We start from the raw sequence: 15,050 nt of genomic DNA on the forward strand, positions 1-15,050 counted from the left end.
CTGTCTATCAACTTAAGAGGCTGGTGGAGAGGTCGCCATTATGCTTTGTTGAAGGAAGCGATAGCGAAAGTTTATCAATGAATGGTGATATAGCCGTGCCGACGCATCCGCAAGCTACGCCTCGGGGATGGCCAGGTGGGGCGTCTCCCCCATCAGGAAGCCGCGGTTGGCGTCCAGCGCCTCGCGCAGGAAGTCCCAGAGCAGCCGCACCCGAGCCAGTCGCCGCTGCTCCTGACGGGCGGTGATCCAGAACTGGCGCACCACCTCCACCCGGTCATCCAGGACCGTCTTCAGGCCGTCCGAGCCGCTCGCCATGAAGCAGGGCAGGATGGCCAGCCCCGCGCCGCTCAGGGCGGCGGCATGCTGGGTGGTCACGCTGGTGCTGCGCATGGCGAAGTGGGGCCCGGGATGGCCCACCACCGCCGGGTCCAGCAACGGATCCAGGTAGCTCAGCTGCTCGCTGAAGATCAGGTCATCGACGTAGCCGATCAGCCGGTGGCGGCCCAGTTCGGCGACCCGGGTCGGGGTACCGTGGCGGGCGAGGTAGGCGCGATGGCCGTAGAGGCGCAGCCGGTAGTCGCACAGCCGCGAGGTCACCAGGCCCGGGCTGACCGGGCGCTCGATGGTGATCGCCAGGTCCGCCTCGTGGCGGCTCAGGTTGACCACCCGGGGCAGGGCGAGCAGGTCCAGGGTGACGCCGGGATGCCGCGCGCAGAAGGCCGACAGCAGCGGGGCGATGACCCAGGTGCCGAATCCCTCGGTGACGCCCAGGCGGATCTGACCGCCGATCTGATGGTTCTTGTCGGTGAGGCTCTCGCCGGCCTCGAAGGCATGGCGGGCCATCTCCTCGGCATGGGCGAGCAACTGCTGGCCGGCCTCGGTGAGGTGATAGCCGTGGGTGCTGCGCTCGAACAGCTGGGTGTTCAGGCGCTGCTCGAAGCGCCGGGTGCGCCGGGAGAGGGTGGAGTGGTCGAGGCCCAGGCGCCGGGCGGCGTCGGTCAGGCGCTCGCTGCGGGCCACCTCGAGGAAGATCTGGATATCCTGCCAATCCAGCGTCATGAGGGCCTCCCGCGGGATGCTGGTTGTGAAATTTTGCACAAACAATGTGCCCGAGTGCCCGTTGTCGGGCCATCCTGGGTCTGGATAGACTCGAAACTATCAGGCGTCTTGCCGATATGCACACAAAGTCGAACCCGGCCTTCCCACAACCACAAGATGTACAGGAGCATGCCCATGTCCGTTCGCGAGATTCCGATGTACCTCGACGGCCAGCAGGTGCCGTCCCAGAGCCAGGAGTGGCGTGACGTGGTCAACCCGGCCACCCAGAAGGTGGTCGCCCGGGTGCCCTTCTGCACCCTCGAGGAGGTCGACCGCGCCGTGGCCAGCGCCCAGGAGGCGTTCAAGACCTGGCGCAAGGTGCCGCTGGCCAAGCGCATGCGCATCATGCTCAAGCTTCAGGCGTTGATCCGCGAGCACACCGGCGAGCTCGCGGCGCTGATCACCGAGGAGCACGGCAAGACCCTGCCGGACGCCGAGGGCGAGGTGGGTCGCGGCCTGGAAGTGGTCGAGCACGCCTGCTCGATCACCTCGCTGCAGCTCGGCGAGCTGGCCGAGAACGCTGCCAACGAGGTGGACGTCTACACCCTCAACCAGCCGCTGGGCGTGGGGGCGGGCATCACCGCCTTCAACTTCCCGATCATGCTGCCCTGCTTCATGTTCCCGCTGGCCATCGCCACCGGCAATACCTTCGTGCTCAAGCCCTCCGAGCAGGATCCGAGCTCGACCATGCGCCTGGTGGAACTGGCCCACGAGGCCGGCGTACCGGCGGGCGTGCTCAACGTGGTGCACGGCGGCCCGGACGTGGCCAACCACATCGCCGACCACCCGGACATCAAGGCGCTGTCCTTCATCGGCTCCACCCATGTGGGCACCCAGCTGTATCGCCGCGCCTCCGAGGCCGGCAAGCGCATGCAGTCGATGATGGGGGCCAAGAACCATTGCGTGGTGATGCCGGACGCCAATCGCAGCCAGGCCATCAACAACCTGCTGGGCTCGGCCTTCGGCGCCGCCGGCCAGCGCTGCATGGCCAACTCCGTGGTGGTGCTGGTGGGCGAGGCCCGCGAGTGGCTCGACGATCTGGTCGAGGGTGCCCGCAACATGAAGGTGGGCCCCGGCACCCAGCGTGACGCCGATCTCGGCCCGCTGGTCTCCCCGGCCGCCAAGGAGAGGGTCGAGGGTCTGATCGCCACCGGCGAGCAGGAGGGCGCCAAGCTGCTGGTCGACGGTCGCGGTTGCCAGGTCGAGGGCTACCCGGACGGCAACTTCGTCGGGCCGACCCTGTTCAGTGAGGTGACCCCCGAGATGACCATCTATCGTGAGGAGATCTTCGGGCCGGTGCTGTGCGTGGTGAGCGTCGACACCCTGGACGAGGCCATCGACTTCATCAACGCCAATCCCAACGGCAACGGCACCTCCATCTTCACCAACTCCGGCTGGGTGGCGCGTCGCTTCGAGACCGACATCGACGTCGGCCAGGTGGGCATCAACGTGCCGATCCCGGTGCCGGTGGCCTACTTCAGCTTCACAGGCTCCCGGGCCTCCAAGCTGGGCGACCTGGGCCCCAACGGCAAGCAGGCCATCCAGTTCTGGACCCAGACCAAGACGGTTACCGCTCGCTGGTTCGAGCCCGAGAACGTCTCCAGCGGCATCAACAGCACCATCTCGCTGCACTGACCTCTGCCGGCGATGACCGCGGCCCCGTCTCGAGAGAGGCGGGGCCGTTTCATTGATGCTCGGGCACCCCGAGGGTGGCGAACAGTTCCGCGAGTTCCGGGTCTTCCCGCTGAGCCTGGAGGAGGACCGGGTCCACGACCGAGAAGCGGCCCGCCGAGACGCGCAGGTACGGCTGGCCGGTCGCCGCGTCGACGAAGCGGACCTCCGGCAACCTGGCGAGGCATCGCTTGAGGAAGGCACAGTTCCTGCCGATCGACAGGGTATCGTCGTCGGGATAGACCTCCGCCGGGCGTGTCGCCCGGGTGTTGATCTTCTTGAAGCGGTCGATGTCGACCAGGCCCAGGGGAGCCAGGATGTGGAGGACATCACGGTTGCCGTAGGCGATGGTCGTCGGCGGGGTGTGCTTGGGGACACTGTTGTCCAGGAAGAAGTACTCGAGCCGGGGTTGTGGGCTGTCCAGCCACTTGAAGAGCAGCTTGGGCATGCCGTCGTAGGCCTCCACGCAGTGCCCGAGGAAGTCCTCCACCGCCTTGTAGCGCCCCCGCGTCAGGCCGCGCTCCCAGCCGCGTTCCACCGTCGCCTCCGGCGGGGTGACGATGAAGTAGAGGTACATGGTGTCGACGTATCTGGCATAGGTGGCATCCAGGAGCCGCGGTACCTGATCCAGGGAGAAGCTGTCGAACCGGAACCGGTCGATCAGCAGGTTCGGGATGGAGCGGTCGCGCCGGGCCTTGTCGCGGATGTAGCGGTCGAGCTTGGCATCGATGAGCTTGACCTCCTTGCCGGCCAGGCGCCCGGCATACTTGTAGGCATCGCCCAGGGCCTCGTAGTCGAGCAGCAGGCGGCGCCAGATGTCGGGGGAGACGGTGCCGTATTGATCGGACTGGATGCCCAGGTCCCGCAGGGTGTCCTTCAGCAGGGGGCGCAGCGAGCTCTTGCCGGCCGCCGAGGCCCCCTTGAGACTGATCAGGATCGGCTGCCTGGCACAGGGAAGCCGGGCGTAGCCCTCGACGTCCATGGCCCGCGCGACATGGGGGGCGATCTTCCGGCCGAGGTGGCGGCTGCCGAAGTCGTTGCACGCATGCCGGGTGATCAACCTCGTCAACAGCTCCCGGTCCACCCCGATATGGCCCTGGCGGCTGGCGATGGCGTTCAGGACGCGGTAGGCGCTCTTGTAGACGGCCCGCTCCCGCTCGGCCCGGGCGGCCAGCCCCGTTTCCTTGAGGCCCCGGATCACGTCCTGGTGGCGTTCCTCGATGGACCGAGCCTCCGGCTGCGGTCGCGGAGGACGCCGTCTGCCCAACCACCGGGACAGCAGAGACACAGGCTCGGGCTCGACCTCCGCCGGTTCCGGAGCGAAGGCCGCGTCGAGGATCTCCCCCACCCGGCCGTGAATCTCGTCGTGCAGCCGGTCATATTCCTGGCGCAGGGTCGGCAGGTGGGGCACGAGGTACTCGGACAGGATCCTGAGGGCGATGCCGCGAAAGTGCTGCCCCAGCCGCTCTTCCTCTTCCCCCTCGACGACCACGACATCGGCCGTCACCTGCACGATCAGCTCATGCAGGACCAGGCGCTCCGCTCGGAACGCGACCAGTTCCTCCTCGGCGAGGCCGGTCAGCGCCTTCAGCTCGGGGATGTCGGCGAGGCGGGAGTAGACGTTGGCCGTGTCATGAATCGTCTCCAGGGGCTGGTAACGCCTGGGCAGGTCGGCCTCCAGGCCGGGGTTCCACGCCGAGAACTCGAGATCGGCTCGATCGGGCATAGCGAAAAGACCCTGCAGGTTGTGTGGTGGCGGGGCTCGACGAAACGCGTGACGGGCGATCCTGGCGCCTCAACGACGTGGGGGAGTGCCCTGGCCCGTCGTGAATGGCCTGGCCCCTGGTCGGGAAAAGGAGGGCCGCTGCCTATGCCGTGATAGTGATGGACCCCGCCTTCTGGGGCAATCCTCCGGCGAGCGGGGAAAGGCCGCCGTCCTTTGGTCGATGCCGCTGGACAAGGCGGTTGACGTTGACGTTAGCTGTAGCTGATCGCTCTTCGACAAGACCCACGACGCCAGGAGCTACCATGACCTCCCCGATCAGCCGTTTTCCCGTCCCCGACTCCCTCGAGGACCTGCCCGCCGACATCCGCGACGCCATCCTCGCCGTCCAGGAGAAGGCCGGCTTCGTGCCCAATGTCTTCCTGATGCTGGCGCATCGCCCGGCGGAGTTCCGGGCCTTCTTCGCCTATCACGACGCCCTGATGGAGCGGGAGTCCGACACCCTGACCAAGGCCGAGAAGGAAATGATCGTGGTGGCCACCAGCGCCCGCAACCGCTGCCTCTACTGCGTGGTGGCCCACGGCGCCCTGGTGCGCATCTACGGCAAGGACCCGCTGCTGGCCGACCAGGTGGCGGTCAACCACCGCACCGCGCCCCTCGGCGAGCGCCACCGGGTGATGCTCGATTTCGCCCTGCACTGCGGCCTGGAGGTCGGCGAGTTGACCGATGACTGGGAGCAGCGGCTGAAGGCGGTCGGCTTCACCCGGGAGGACATCTGGGACATCGGCGCCATCGCCGCCTTCTTCGGTCTCTCCAATCGCCTGGTGACGCTGACCGCCACCCCGCCCAACGAGGAGTTCTACCTGATGGGGCGCGTGCCCCGGGAAGGCTGAAGGCCTGACAACTCATCGATCGACCCCCTCTTCGCCCGGGCGACCGGGCCCCGCGACAGGAGCCAACCCCATGAAGATACGAGCCGCCGTCCTCCAGGCCATCGGGGCCGAGCGTCCCTACGACCGCAGCCGCCCCCTGGCGATCGAGGAACTGGAACTGGAGCCGCCCGGCGATCGGGAGGTGCTGGTGCAGATCAGGGCGGCCGGCCTCTGCCACTCGGACCTGTCGGTGATCGACGGCAACCGCCCGCGCCCGGTGCCCATGGCGCTCGGTCACGAGGCCGCCGGGGTGGTCAAGGCGGTGGGGGCCGGGGTGACCGACCTGGTCGAAGGCGATCACGTGGTGGCCGTCTTCGTGCCGAGCTGCGGCCACTGCCGGCCCTGCGCCGAGGGTCGCCCGGCGCTGTGCGAGCCGGGCAACGCGGCCAACAACGCGGGGACCCTGGTGAGCGGCGAGCACCGCCTGCATCGCGCCGACGGCACGCCCGTGAACCATCACCTCGGCGTGTCCGCCTTCGCCGATCATGCCGTGGTATCCCGGGACTCCCTGGTGCGGATCGACCCGCGCCTGCCGTTCGAGCATGCGGCCCTGTTCGGCTGTGCGGTGCTCACCGGCGTCGGGGCGGCCATCAACTCGGCGGGCATCCGCGCCAGCCAGTCGGTGGCCGTGGTGGGGCTCGGCGGCGTGGGCCTGAACGCGGTGCTCGGCGCGCTGGTGGCCGGAGCCGGCGAGGTGGTGGCCCTGGACCTGGACGACGACAAGCTGGCCCTGGCCGAATCCCTGGGTGCCACCCACGCCGTCAACAGCGCCGCCCCGGATGCCGCGGAGCGCGTGCGCGAGGCCACCGGCGGGGGCGTGGACGTGGCCATCGAGATGGCCGGTTCGGAGAAGGCGCTGGAGTTCGCCTACCGCATCACCCGGCGGGGCGGGCTGACCGTCACCGGCGGCCTCGCCCATCCCGAACGCAAGCTGGCCATCCCCCAGGTCAGCCTGGTGGCCGAGGAGCGCACCCTGCGGGGCAGCTATGTGGGCAGCTGCGTGCCGGTGCGCGACGTCGAGCGCTATGTGGGCCTGTTCCGCCAGGGCAAGCTGCCGGTGGATCGCCTGCTCACCCGGGTCCTGTCCCTCGACGAGATCAACGAGGGCTTCGAGGCGCTGGCCGCCGGCAAGGCCATTCGCCAGGTGGTCGCCTTCCCCTGATCGCCGCCTGGCCGGCGCCTCAGGCGCCGGCCAGGCTGTCCTCGAGCAGCGCCTGCACCGGCTCCAGCTGGCTTTCGTGGAGGATCAGCACGCTGTCGAGGTTCTCGTCGCTTCCGCCGTCGGCGGGGATGACGATGGCGAACTCGCCTTCCTCCAGATGGAACTCGTGAATCTCCCGCAGGCCCTCAGGCGTCTCGCAGCGGATCGAGCGGTAGGCGTCGTCCTCGCCATAGGTCAGGCGATGGTAGACCTTGAAGAAGGTGTAGAGGCTGAGCCCGCCGGGGAAGGCGGGCCAGCGGGCGGGAATCTCCCGGGTCTCGGCGGCGATCGCCTGGCCCGCGGCCTCGGCCGCGGCGATCGCCTGGTCGAGCGACGTGGCCAGCAGGGAGGCCGCGTCCCGGGGCAGCGCCTCCAACGCCTCGGCGGCCCGATGGTAACGCTCGGCCACGGCACGGAAGTCGCCCAGGTCGGCCAGCCGGTGGTCGCTGTGCACCAGGTCCTGGGGGGCGAAGCTGCCGTTCTCCCAACCGTGGATCACCCTGAGGGTCAGGCGGCCCTCGCGCATCGTGGCCGCGAGCAGGGCCTGCAGGGCCACCCGCAGGTGAAGCAAGCGTTCGCCGACCAGGTTGTCGAAGGCGGAGTAGGGCTCGGCGAAGATCTGATGCAGGCGCCCGGGGGCGTGTTCCTTGGCTTCGGTAAATGGCATGGCGGGGATCCCGGCGTGAAGGCGTTCGAATTCGGTGGTCGATATGTCATGCTGTCGCTACGAGCCTATATCGACTCAAGCCGTCGTCACTTGAGGCTCGCCTACACAATTCATCCACTGTCGCCAGGGGTGCCCCGCTTCGGCCGGGGCTGAGAGAGCGCTCGACGCTGACCCTGGAACCTGATCCGGTTCATACCGGCGGAGGAAGCGCGACATGCCTTACCTGACGTCAGCCGTGCTCGGCGCGGCGCTGCTCTGCTTTACCGTCCTGGGCCTGCGGGCCCGTCGGGCCGATGGTCCCCTCGACGACTATGTCACGGCCCGCAACACCCAGTCGGCCCAGACCCTGGGCCTGTCCTTCCTGGCCTCCGGCATGGGGGCCTGGATCCTCTTCGCGCCGCCGGAGATCGGTGCCTTCGTGGGCCCCGTGGCCCTGGCCGGCTATGCCCTGGGCTCGGCCTTGCCCTTCCTGGTGCTGGGGGCCTTCGGTCCCGCGATCCGCCGGCGGCTGCCCGAGGGGCGCAGCATCGGCGAGTACGCCGAGGCCTGCTTCGGCCCCGGGGTGCGGCGCTGGGTGGCGCTGGTATCGATACTCTACATGGCCTGTTTCCTGGCCGCCGAGCTCACCGCCATCGGTGCCATCACCGGGCTGCTCTCCGAGGTGCCGCCCCACCTGGTGGTGATCGGGGTCGCGCTGGCGACCCTGATCTACACGGCGGTGGGCGGCCTGCGGGCGAGCCTGGCCACCGACCGCTGGCAGGCCTGGCTGCTGCTGGCGTTGCTGGCCCTGGTCGGCGGGGTGGCCCTGACCCGGTTGCCGGCGCTGCCCGCGGACGCCGCGATGCCCGCCATCCCCACCGGCGATGCCCTCGGCGTGGCCCTGACCCTGGTGATCGCCGTGACCGCGGCCAACCTCTTCCATCAGGGCTACTGGCAACGGGTCTGGGCGGCCCGGGACGCGCGGGCGCTGGGCCGTGGGGCCTGGCTGGGCGGTACCGTGACCGTGCTGGTGGTGATGGTGGTCGGCGGCCTCGGCATGCTCGCCGCCATGGCGGGACTGGCGCTCGGCGAACCGCCGATCCCCTTCTTCGCCCTGCTCGCCGAGGCGCCGGACTGGCTGGCCCTGCCGGCCCTGGTGCTGGCGGTGAGCCTGGTGGCCTCCAGCGTGGACACCCTGCAGAACGGCCTCGCCTCCCTGGTGGTGGCCGGCGCCGGCCGACGCGGCCTGTCGCTGGGCGCCGCGCGGCTGGTCACCGTGGCGCTGATGGTGCCGGTGGTGGTCGTCGCCTTGCAGGGGCTCTCGGTGCTGCGGCTCTTCCTGATCGCCGACCTGCTGTGTGCCGCCATCGTGGTGCCGGTGCTGCTTGGGCTCTGGTCGCGCATGAGCGCACCCGCCGCGCTGGCCGGTGGCATGGCGGGACTGCTGGGCGCGGTGCTGCCGGGCTGGCTCGCCTCGGGTCGCCTCGCCGACGGCCTGCTGGCGGCGAGCTTCCCCGGCGGGGTGCCGACCCTGCCCCCCTTCCTCGGGGCGCTGGTCGCCTCCACCCTGGTGGCGCTGCTGGTGGCATGGTGGCGGCCCGCCGCGCATCGCCGGACCGCCTGAGGCGGTTGCCAGGGCCGGCGAAGGCGACCACCCTCTGAAGGTCACCCGCACCGAACAGAGGAGGTCGCGCCATGAGCGATACGCCCCAGGATCCGCGTCGCCGCCATTCCGCCCCGGTGGTGGATGGCGTCGGCAAGTCGGCCAGCCGTGCGATGCTGCGGGCGGTGGGTTTCGGCGACGCCGACTTCACCAAGCCCCAGGTGGGCATCGCCTCCACCTGGAGCCGCGTCACCCCCTGCAACAGCCATATCCACGAGCTGGCGGAGCAGGCCAGCGCGGGCGCCGACGCGGCCGGCGGCAAGGGCGTGGTCTTCAACACCATCACCATCTCCGACGGCATCGCCAACGGCACCGAGGGCATGAAGTACTCCCTGGTCTCCCGGGAGGTGATCGCCGACTCCATCGAGACGGTGGCGGGCTGCCAGGGCTTCGACGGCCTGGTGGCCATCGGCGGCTGCGACAAGAACATGCCCGGCTGCCTGATCGGCCTGGCGCGGCTGAACCGGCCCAGCGTCTTCGTCTACGGCGGCACCATCCTGCCCGGTGAGGGCCATACCGACATCGTCTCGGTGTTCGAGGCCATGGGGGCCTACACCCACGGCGACCTGGACCTCATCGAGGTCAAGCAGATCGAGGAGACCGCCATCCCCGGGCCGGGGGCCTGCGGCGGCATGTACACCGCGAACACCATGGCCTCGGCCATCGAGGCCCTCGGGATGAGCCTGCCGGGAAGCTCGGCCCAGAACGCCGTGTCACCGGCCAAGCACGCCGACAGCCGGGCGGCGGGGGAGGCGGTGCTGACCCTGCTCGAGCGCGACATCAAGCCGTCCGACATCATGACCCGCGAGGCCTTCGAGAACGCCATCACCGTGGTGATCGCGCTCGGCGGCTCCACCAATGCGGTGCTGCACCTCATCGCCATGGCCGACGCCGTCGGGGTGCCGCTGACCCTGGCCGACTTCACCGAGATCGGCCGTCGCGTACCGGTGCTGGCCGACCTGCGGCCCAGCGGCCGCTACATGATGAGCGAGCTGGTGGAGATCGGCGGCATCCTGCCGTTGATGAAGACCCTGCTCGAGGCCGACCTGCTGCATGGCGACTGCCTGACGGTCACCGGGGCGACCCTGGCCGAGAACCTGGCCGACATCGCGGCCTATCCGCCGGACCAGGACATCATTGCGCCCCTCGAGGCGCCGCTGAAGGCTCAGAGCCACCTGCGCATCCTGCACGGCAACCTGGCCCCGGAGGGGGCCGTGGCCAAGATCACCGGCAAGGAAGGCACCCGCTTCTCCGGTCCGGCCCGGGTGTTCGGCTCCGAGGAGGAGGCCCAGGCCCGCATCAACGACGGCAGCGTGGTGGCCGGCGACGTGGTGGTGATCCGCTACGAGGGGCCCAAGGGCGGACCGGGCATGCGCGAGATGCTCACCCCCACCTCGGCGATCATGGGCCGCGGACTCGGGCGCGAGGTGGCGCTGATCACCGACGGGCGCTTCTCCGGCGGCAGCCACGGCTTCGTGGTCGGCCACATCACCCCGGAGGCCTTCGACGGCGGCCCGCTGGCGCTGCTCGAGGATGGTGACCTCATCACCATCGATGCCGAGGCGGATACCCTGGAGGTGGCCCTGGAGGCGGCGGAACTCGACCGCCGCCGCGCCGCCTGGCAGCGGCCGGCACCCCGCTATACCCGGGGCGTGCTGGCCAAGTACGCCCGCACGGTCAGCTCCGCCTCGACCGGGGCGGTGACCGACCGGCCGGAATAGCGTCGTGACCGCCCGGGGCCGGTGGCTGGCGCTGCTCGTCGGCGTCGCGCTGCTGGCGGGCTGCGCCGCCACGCCGGCCTGGCGGGCCGAGCCGGCCGCCGAGCAGCGTCGGTGCCGCGAGCGACTCGCGGCCTTCGATGCCGCCGTGGCCGAGGCAGGCGTCGGGGACGCCGGCGGCGCCCGGGTTCCGGGCTTCCCCTACCTGAGGACCGACCGGCTGCTGGCGAGCTTCGCCCCGGACCTGCACCCTGTGCCGGCGTCGCCGCGCTACACCGATTGGGTGGCCCGGCTGCGCGAGCGCGACGCCGTGGCGCGCCGCATCGAGGCCGCCAACCTGCCCGCCCCGGCACGGGAACGCCTGGCCGGTCGCCTGCCCGGCGACGATCCCGCCGCGGCGGCCAATGCCTGCGGCGAGCGGCTGCTGGCCGAGGAGCTGCTGGGGCCGGAGGATGGTCCGGCGCGGACCACCCTGAGACAGGCGGTGGCTCCGCCCGACCATTACGTCGACACCTGGCGGGTGCTGGGACTCTATCCGTTGACGCGGGTGGGCATCGCCCTGGGCTACGCGCGCTGGCGGGACGGCTATCTCGAGGCCTTCGGCGAGCCCTTCCCGGCGCGGGCCGAGGTGCGTCGCTACGTCCCCGAGGCACCGCCGGGGGAGGCATTGGACGGCGAGTCCGCCGCCCGACTGGTGCGCGCGGCCCCGCGCGGCCCCCTGGGCCTGCTGGCCCTCGACGACGAGACGTTCCGGCGCCTGGCGGCCTATCATGCGCCGGTCTTCGCCATCGAGACCCGAGGGCACGACGATCACCCCGGGGCGCCGGTCTGGCGGCGTGGCCCCGAGGGGCCCCTCCCGGCGGTGGACACCACCCGGCCGGAGGTCGACCTGCGCCTCGCCCATACCCGGTTTCGGGGCAGGGTGCTGCCGCAGCTCGTCTATACCCTGTGGTTCCCGGCGCGCACTCGCACCGGGGCCTTCGATATCCTCGGCGGCCGGCTGGACGGGGTGGTCTGGCGGGTGACCCTGGGCGAGGACGGCCGGCCGCTGATCCATGACAGCATCCATGCCTGCGGCTGCTACCACCTGTTCTTCCCGGTGCCGCCGCTGCGTCGGGTGGAGGTGCCCGCGGACCAGGACCTGCGCGAGGCGCCGCTGACCCCGGGCCCGGCCCCGCGGCGCGAGCCGGGGGAGCGGTTGGTGGTGCGCCTGGCCGCGGTCAGCCATTACCTGGTGGGCGTCGAGGCGGGCCCGGCCGACGCACCGGAGGCGACCGCCTATGCGCTGGGCCCGGTCGGCGAGCCGCCGCGCTATGGCCGCCGTTCCCTGGCGCTGCCGGGCGGCGGGCGACGCAGCCTGTTCGGCCCGGCGGGCATCGTGCCCGGGACCCAGCGCCCCGAACGCTTCCTGCTGTGGCCCGCCGGCATCCGCAGCCCCGGGGCCATGCGCCAGTGGGGCACCCATGCCACCGTCTTCGTCGGCCGGCGCCACTTCGACGATCCCTTCCTGTTCGAGGGGGCCTTCGAGCCCGATCCCTGAACGCAAACGCCGCGCCCAGGGGGGCGCGGCGTCGCGGGAAACGGGGAGGCGGCCTACTCGGAGATGGCGGAGCGCATCATGTCCTCGAAGGTCATGGCGTCCTCGGGCAGGGCGAACACGGAGGCATCCGGGGCGGCATCGGCCAGCCCGGTGATGCGGAAGCGATCGCCGAAGCGCAGCATGCCGAGGCCGCGGCTCTCCAGCTCCAGGGCGATGGGGTCGGGTTCGCCGGTCATGCTCTGCTGGTAGGCGTGGAAGGCGGCCATCAGCTCGAGCACCTGGGCGTCGTCGCTGAGCACCAGCTCGTCGTCATGGACGTCGCCGGCCTTGTCGGTCCACTCGAGCCGATAGACGTCGCCCTCGAGGCCGGCGACGGTTTCCTGGTTGCCGGTCGCCTCCAGGGCATCCACCGAGGCGGCCTGCTGGCTGGCCAATCCGGCGGCGGCCTGACCGCCGCCCATCTCCTCGGCCATCTCCCGAAGCCGGGCCAGGTCCATGACCATGGTCTGGCCCTGCATCCGGCTGACCATGTAGCCCTTGCCATCCTTGAGCAGCATGTAGCCCGCCTGGGCCTGCTGGGGGAAGTCCATGCGCAGGTCGTCGCCCGCCCATTGGACTTCCATGGCGGCGCTGCCCTGGGGGGAGCGGCTCTCCAGGGTGGCCTGGCCGTCGGCCAGGGCGGGAAGGGCGGCGGTCAGCAGCAGGCCGGTGACGAGGTGTCGCATGGAGGGTCTCCCTGGTGTCTCGAGTCCATGAGGCGGGAAGGCCGGCCACCGGGGCCGGCCTTCGCCCTGTTCCGGGCGATAGGGCGCCGCGGGACTAGGGTGGGGTGAGTTCGTGGTCGATGGTCCGGCGCAGTGACTGGAGCTCATCGAGGCTGAGCTGCTCCAGGCGTCCGGCGAGGAGGTCGCTGATCTTCTGCATCGGGAGGCCCGCGCGGCGGGCGATCTCGCGGTTGCCGAGATCCGACACGGCGATCAGCCGGGTGATGATGCGCATGAGGCGAGTGCGTTGTTCGAGATCCCTGACGTCGAGGTCAGGGCACCGTGGCGGAGGCTCGAGGCGATCCGCGCCGGTCATGGTGCTTGCCGTGCTCATGATGCTCCAGAGGACAGTATCGACGGGTACAGCATGCAGCCTTTTCGCGCGTTTCGCCAGTCCCCGGGACGCTTCCGGAAAGAGGGGCTCAGGCCGGGCCGTCAAGCCCGCCATGGCGGGCCCGGGGGAGGGGTGGCCCCGAGGGGGTGCGACTAAAGGAGGAGTCGCTTGCCGGAAGGTCGGATTGTGGCCGTTCGACGGGACCGGTATTTTTGTCGATAATCTATAAAAACGTATTCAATACTATAAAATGTTATTTTCTTGACGAGGAAACCTATGAGCAATGACACGCACCTGACGCGGGTCCTGGCACGCAAGGACGTGCTGGCCCTGGCCTTCGGCGCCATGATCGGCTGGGGCTGGATCGTGCTGACCGGGAGCTGGATCCAGTCCGCCGGCAGCCTGGGCGCCATTACCGCCTTCCTGATCGGCGGCGTGGTGATCGTGCTGGTGGGCCTGACCTACGCCGAGCTCGCCTCGGCCATGCCCCAGGTCGGCGGCGAGCACGTCTACAGCTATCGCGCCATGGGGCACTTCGCCTCCTTCCTGTGCACCTGGGCCATCACCCTGGGCTATGTCAGCGTGGTGGCCTTCGAGGCCGTGGCGCTGCCCACGGTGGTCGAGCACCTCTTCCCGAACTACGCGGTGGGGCAGCTCTGGACCGTCGCCGGCTGGGACGTCAAGGCCACCTGGGTGGCGGTCGGCGTGGCCGGTTCGGTGGCCATGATGGCGATCAACTACATCGGCGTGCGCACCGCCGCGCTGGTCCAGAAGGTGGTGACCCTGCTGATCCTGGCGGTGGGCGTGATGTTCATCACCGGCGCCCTGTTCGAGGGCAGCACCGCGACCATGGCCCCCCTGTTCAACGTCGAGGAGGGCGTGATCGGCGGCATCATGACGGTGATCATCATGGTGCCCTTCATGTTCGTGGGCTTCGACGTGATTCCCCAGGCCGCGGAGGAAATCGACCTGCCCTTCAAGGAGATCGGCCGGGTGCTGATGATCTCGGTGATCCTGGCGGTGTTCTGGTACGCCTTCATCATCCTCGGCACCTCCCTGATGCTTTCGCCTTCGTCGCTGGCGGAGAGCTCCCTGGCGGTGCCGGACGCCATGCAGGCGGCCTTCCAGGCCCCCTGGGCCGGCAACCTGATGGTCATGGCGGGGATCGCCGGCATCATCACCAGCTGGAACGCCTTCTACGTGGGCGGCTCCCGGGCCATCTATGCCTTGGCGCATTCCGGCATGCTGCCGGCCTTCCTGGCCAGGCTGCACCCCAGGTACCGCACGCCCACCAATGCCATCCTGGTGATGGGCCTGATCTCCAGCATCGCGCCCTTCCTGGGCCGCCAGGCGCTGGTCTGGCTGGTGGTCGCCGGGGGCCTGGGCAGCGTCATCGCCTACCTGTTCGTGTCCCTGTCCTTCGTGCTGCTGCGTCGGCGCGAGCCGGAGATGGCGCGGCCCTTCCGCGTGCGTCACGGCAAGACGGTGGGCGCCTTGTCGGTGATCCTGTCGCTGGTGCTGACCGGCATGTACCTGCCTGGCAGCCCGTCGGCGCTGTCACCCCTGGAGTGGTCGCTGTTCGGCGGCTGGATGCTGCTGGGGCTGGCGCTCTACGCCTGGTCCCGGGCCCGCTACGGCGTGGCCTACAGCGACGCCATGATGCAGCGGGAGCTGGCCGGGGCCGACCCCTATCCGGGCCGCTGAAGGCCCGTCCCGCACAGTGCCCCCACGCCCCGGCCCGCCCTCAGGGCCGGGGTTTT

Annotated in this window: 12 protein-coding genes and 1 riboswitch; of the genes, 7 read left to right on the forward strand and 5 right to left on the reverse strand. The window is 70.1% G+C overall.

The window, feature by feature from the left end:
• Positions 1-114: 114 nt before the first annotated feature.
• Positions 115-1,059, reverse strand: coding sequence for a LysR family transcriptional regulator (locus tag BEI_RS02995; protein WP_097788115.1), 945 nt, complete (start codon positions 1,057-1,059; stop codon positions 115-117).
• Positions 1,060-1,233: 174 nt separating this feature from the next.
• Here BEI_RS02995 and BEI_RS03000 point away from each other — a divergent pair, with 174 nt between their 5' ends.
• Positions 1,234-2,733, forward strand: a complete 1,500-nt coding sequence (locus tag BEI_RS03000) for a CoA-acylating methylmalonate-semialdehyde dehydrogenase (protein WP_097788116.1) — start codon at positions 1,234-1,236, stop codon at positions 2,731-2,733.
• A 49-nt stretch (positions 2,734-2,782) separates the two neighbouring features.
• Here BEI_RS03000 and BEI_RS03005 read toward each other — a convergent pair whose 3' ends face one another.
• Positions 2,783-4,495 (reverse strand): DEAD/DEAH box helicase family protein, encoded by a 1,713-nt coding sequence (locus BEI_RS03005; protein WP_097788117.1) that lies wholly within the window; start codon positions 4,493-4,495, stop codon positions 2,783-2,785.
• A 302-nt stretch (positions 4,496-4,797) separates the two neighbouring features.
• Between BEI_RS03005 and BEI_RS03010 the strand changes: the two genes are divergently transcribed.
• Positions 4,798-5,385 (forward strand): peroxidase-related enzyme, encoded by a 588-nt coding sequence (locus BEI_RS03010; protein WP_097788118.1) that lies wholly within the window; start codon positions 4,798-4,800, stop codon positions 5,383-5,385.
• A 70-nt stretch (positions 5,386-5,455) separates the two neighbouring features.
• On the forward strand, positions 5,456-6,586 hold the full coding sequence (locus BEI_RS03015) for a zinc-dependent alcohol dehydrogenase family protein (protein WP_097788119.1): 1,131 nt from the start codon (positions 5,456-5,458) through the stop codon (positions 6,584-6,586).
• A gap of 19 nt (positions 6,587-6,605) precedes the next feature.
• Here BEI_RS03015 and BEI_RS03020 read toward each other — a convergent pair whose 3' ends face one another.
• The gene (locus BEI_RS03020; RefSeq protein ID WP_097788120.1) at positions 6,606-7,292 is read right to left on the reverse strand and encodes a hypothetical protein; all 687 of its coding nucleotides are present in this window, start codon (positions 7,290-7,292) and stop codon (positions 6,606-6,608) included.
• A gap of 115 nt (positions 7,293-7,407) precedes the next feature.
• Positions 7,408-7,517, forward strand: a riboswitch (TPP riboswitch).
• Between BEI_RS03020 and BEI_RS03025 the strand changes: the two genes are divergently transcribed.
• The 3 genes from BEI_RS03025 (at position 7,507) to BEI_RS03035 (ending at position 12,192) form a co-directional block, all read left to right on the forward strand.
• Positions 7,507-8,895, forward strand: coding sequence for a sodium:solute symporter family transporter (locus BEI_RS03025; protein ID WP_097788121.1), 1,389 nt, complete (start codon positions 7,507-7,509; stop codon positions 8,893-8,895). It overlaps the preceding riboswitch by 11 nt.
• Before the next feature lie 71 nt (positions 8,896-8,966).
• Positions 8,967-10,655: a dihydroxy-acid dehydratase gene (ilvD, locus tag BEI_RS03030; RefSeq protein ID WP_097788122.1), complete on the forward strand. Its 1,689-nt coding sequence runs from the start codon at positions 8,967-8,969 to the stop codon at positions 10,653-10,655.
• A gap of 4 nt (positions 10,656-10,659) precedes the next feature.
• Entirely contained in the window at positions 10,660-12,192 is a 1,533-nt protein-coding gene (locus tag BEI_RS03035; protein WP_097788123.1) for a hypothetical protein, read from the forward strand.
• A gap of 53 nt (positions 12,193-12,245) precedes the next feature.
• On the opposite strand, the gene BEI_RS03040 is transcribed toward BEI_RS03035, so the two are convergent.
• Together BEI_RS03040 and BEI_RS03045 are read right to left on the reverse strand one after the other, a co-directional pair.
• Complete coding sequence (locus tag BEI_RS03040; protein ID WP_097788124.1) at positions 12,246-12,917, reverse strand: hypothetical protein; 672 nt, start codon at positions 12,915-12,917, stop codon at positions 12,246-12,248.
• 94 nt (positions 12,918-13,011) lie between these two features.
• On the reverse strand, positions 13,012-13,290 hold the full coding sequence (locus BEI_RS03045; protein ID WP_097788125.1) for an XRE family transcriptional regulator: 279 nt from the start codon (positions 13,288-13,290) through the stop codon (positions 13,012-13,014).
• 276 nt (positions 13,291-13,566) lie between these two features.
• Here BEI_RS03045 and BEI_RS03050 point away from each other — a divergent pair, with 276 nt between their 5' ends.
• On the forward strand, positions 13,567-14,994 hold the full coding sequence (locus BEI_RS03050; RefSeq protein WP_097788126.1) for an APC family permease: 1,428 nt from the start codon (positions 13,567-13,569) through the stop codon (positions 14,992-14,994).
• The last annotated feature ends 56 nt before the right edge of the window (positions 14,995-15,050 follow it).

The organism is Halomonas beimenensis (genome assembly GCF_002549795.1).
Classification (GTDB): domain Bacteria; phylum Pseudomonadota; class Gammaproteobacteria; order Pseudomonadales; family Halomonadaceae; genus Halomonas; species Halomonas beimenensis.

Excerpts from the sequence above, each read along its gene's own strand:
- BEI_RS02995 (WP_097788115.1), bottom strand. The coding sequence starts at position 1,059 with ATGACGCTGGATTGGCAGGATATCCAGATCTTCCTCGAGGTGGCCCGC.
- BEI_RS03050 (WP_097788126.1), top strand. The coding sequence starts at position 13,567 with ATGAGCAATGACACGCACCTGACGCGGGTCCTGGCACGCAAGGACGTG.
- BEI_RS03040 (WP_097788124.1), bottom strand. The coding sequence starts at position 12,917 with ATGCGACACCTCGTCACCGGCCTGCTGCTGACCGCCGCCCTTCCCGCC.
- BEI_RS03005 (WP_097788117.1), bottom strand. The coding sequence starts at position 4,495 with ATGCCCGATCGAGCCGATCTCGAGTTCTCGGCGTGGAACCCCGGCCTG.
- BEI_RS03015 (WP_097788119.1), top strand. The coding sequence starts at position 5,456 with ATGAAGATACGAGCCGCCGTCCTCCAGGCCATCGGGGCCGAGCGTCCC.
- BEI_RS03010 (WP_097788118.1), top strand. The coding sequence starts at position 4,798 with ATGACCTCCCCGATCAGCCGTTTTCCCGTCCCCGACTCCCTCGAGGAC.
- ilvD (WP_097788122.1), top strand. The coding sequence starts at position 8,967 with ATGAGCGATACGCCCCAGGATCCGCGTCGCCGCCATTCCGCCCCGGTG.
- BEI_RS03000 (WP_097788116.1), top strand. The coding sequence starts at position 1,234 with ATGTCCGTTCGCGAGATTCCGATGTACCTCGACGGCCAGCAGGTGCCG.
- BEI_RS03020 (WP_097788120.1), bottom strand. The coding sequence starts at position 7,292 with ATGCCATTTACCGAAGCCAAGGAACACGCCCCCGGGCGCCTGCATCAG.
- BEI_RS03025 (WP_097788121.1), top strand. The coding sequence starts at position 7,507 with ATGCCTTACCTGACGTCAGCCGTGCTCGGCGCGGCGCTGCTCTGCTTT.
- BEI_RS03045 (WP_097788125.1), bottom strand. The coding sequence starts at position 13,290 with ATGAGCACGGCAAGCACCATGACCGGCGCGGATCGCCTCGAGCCTCCG.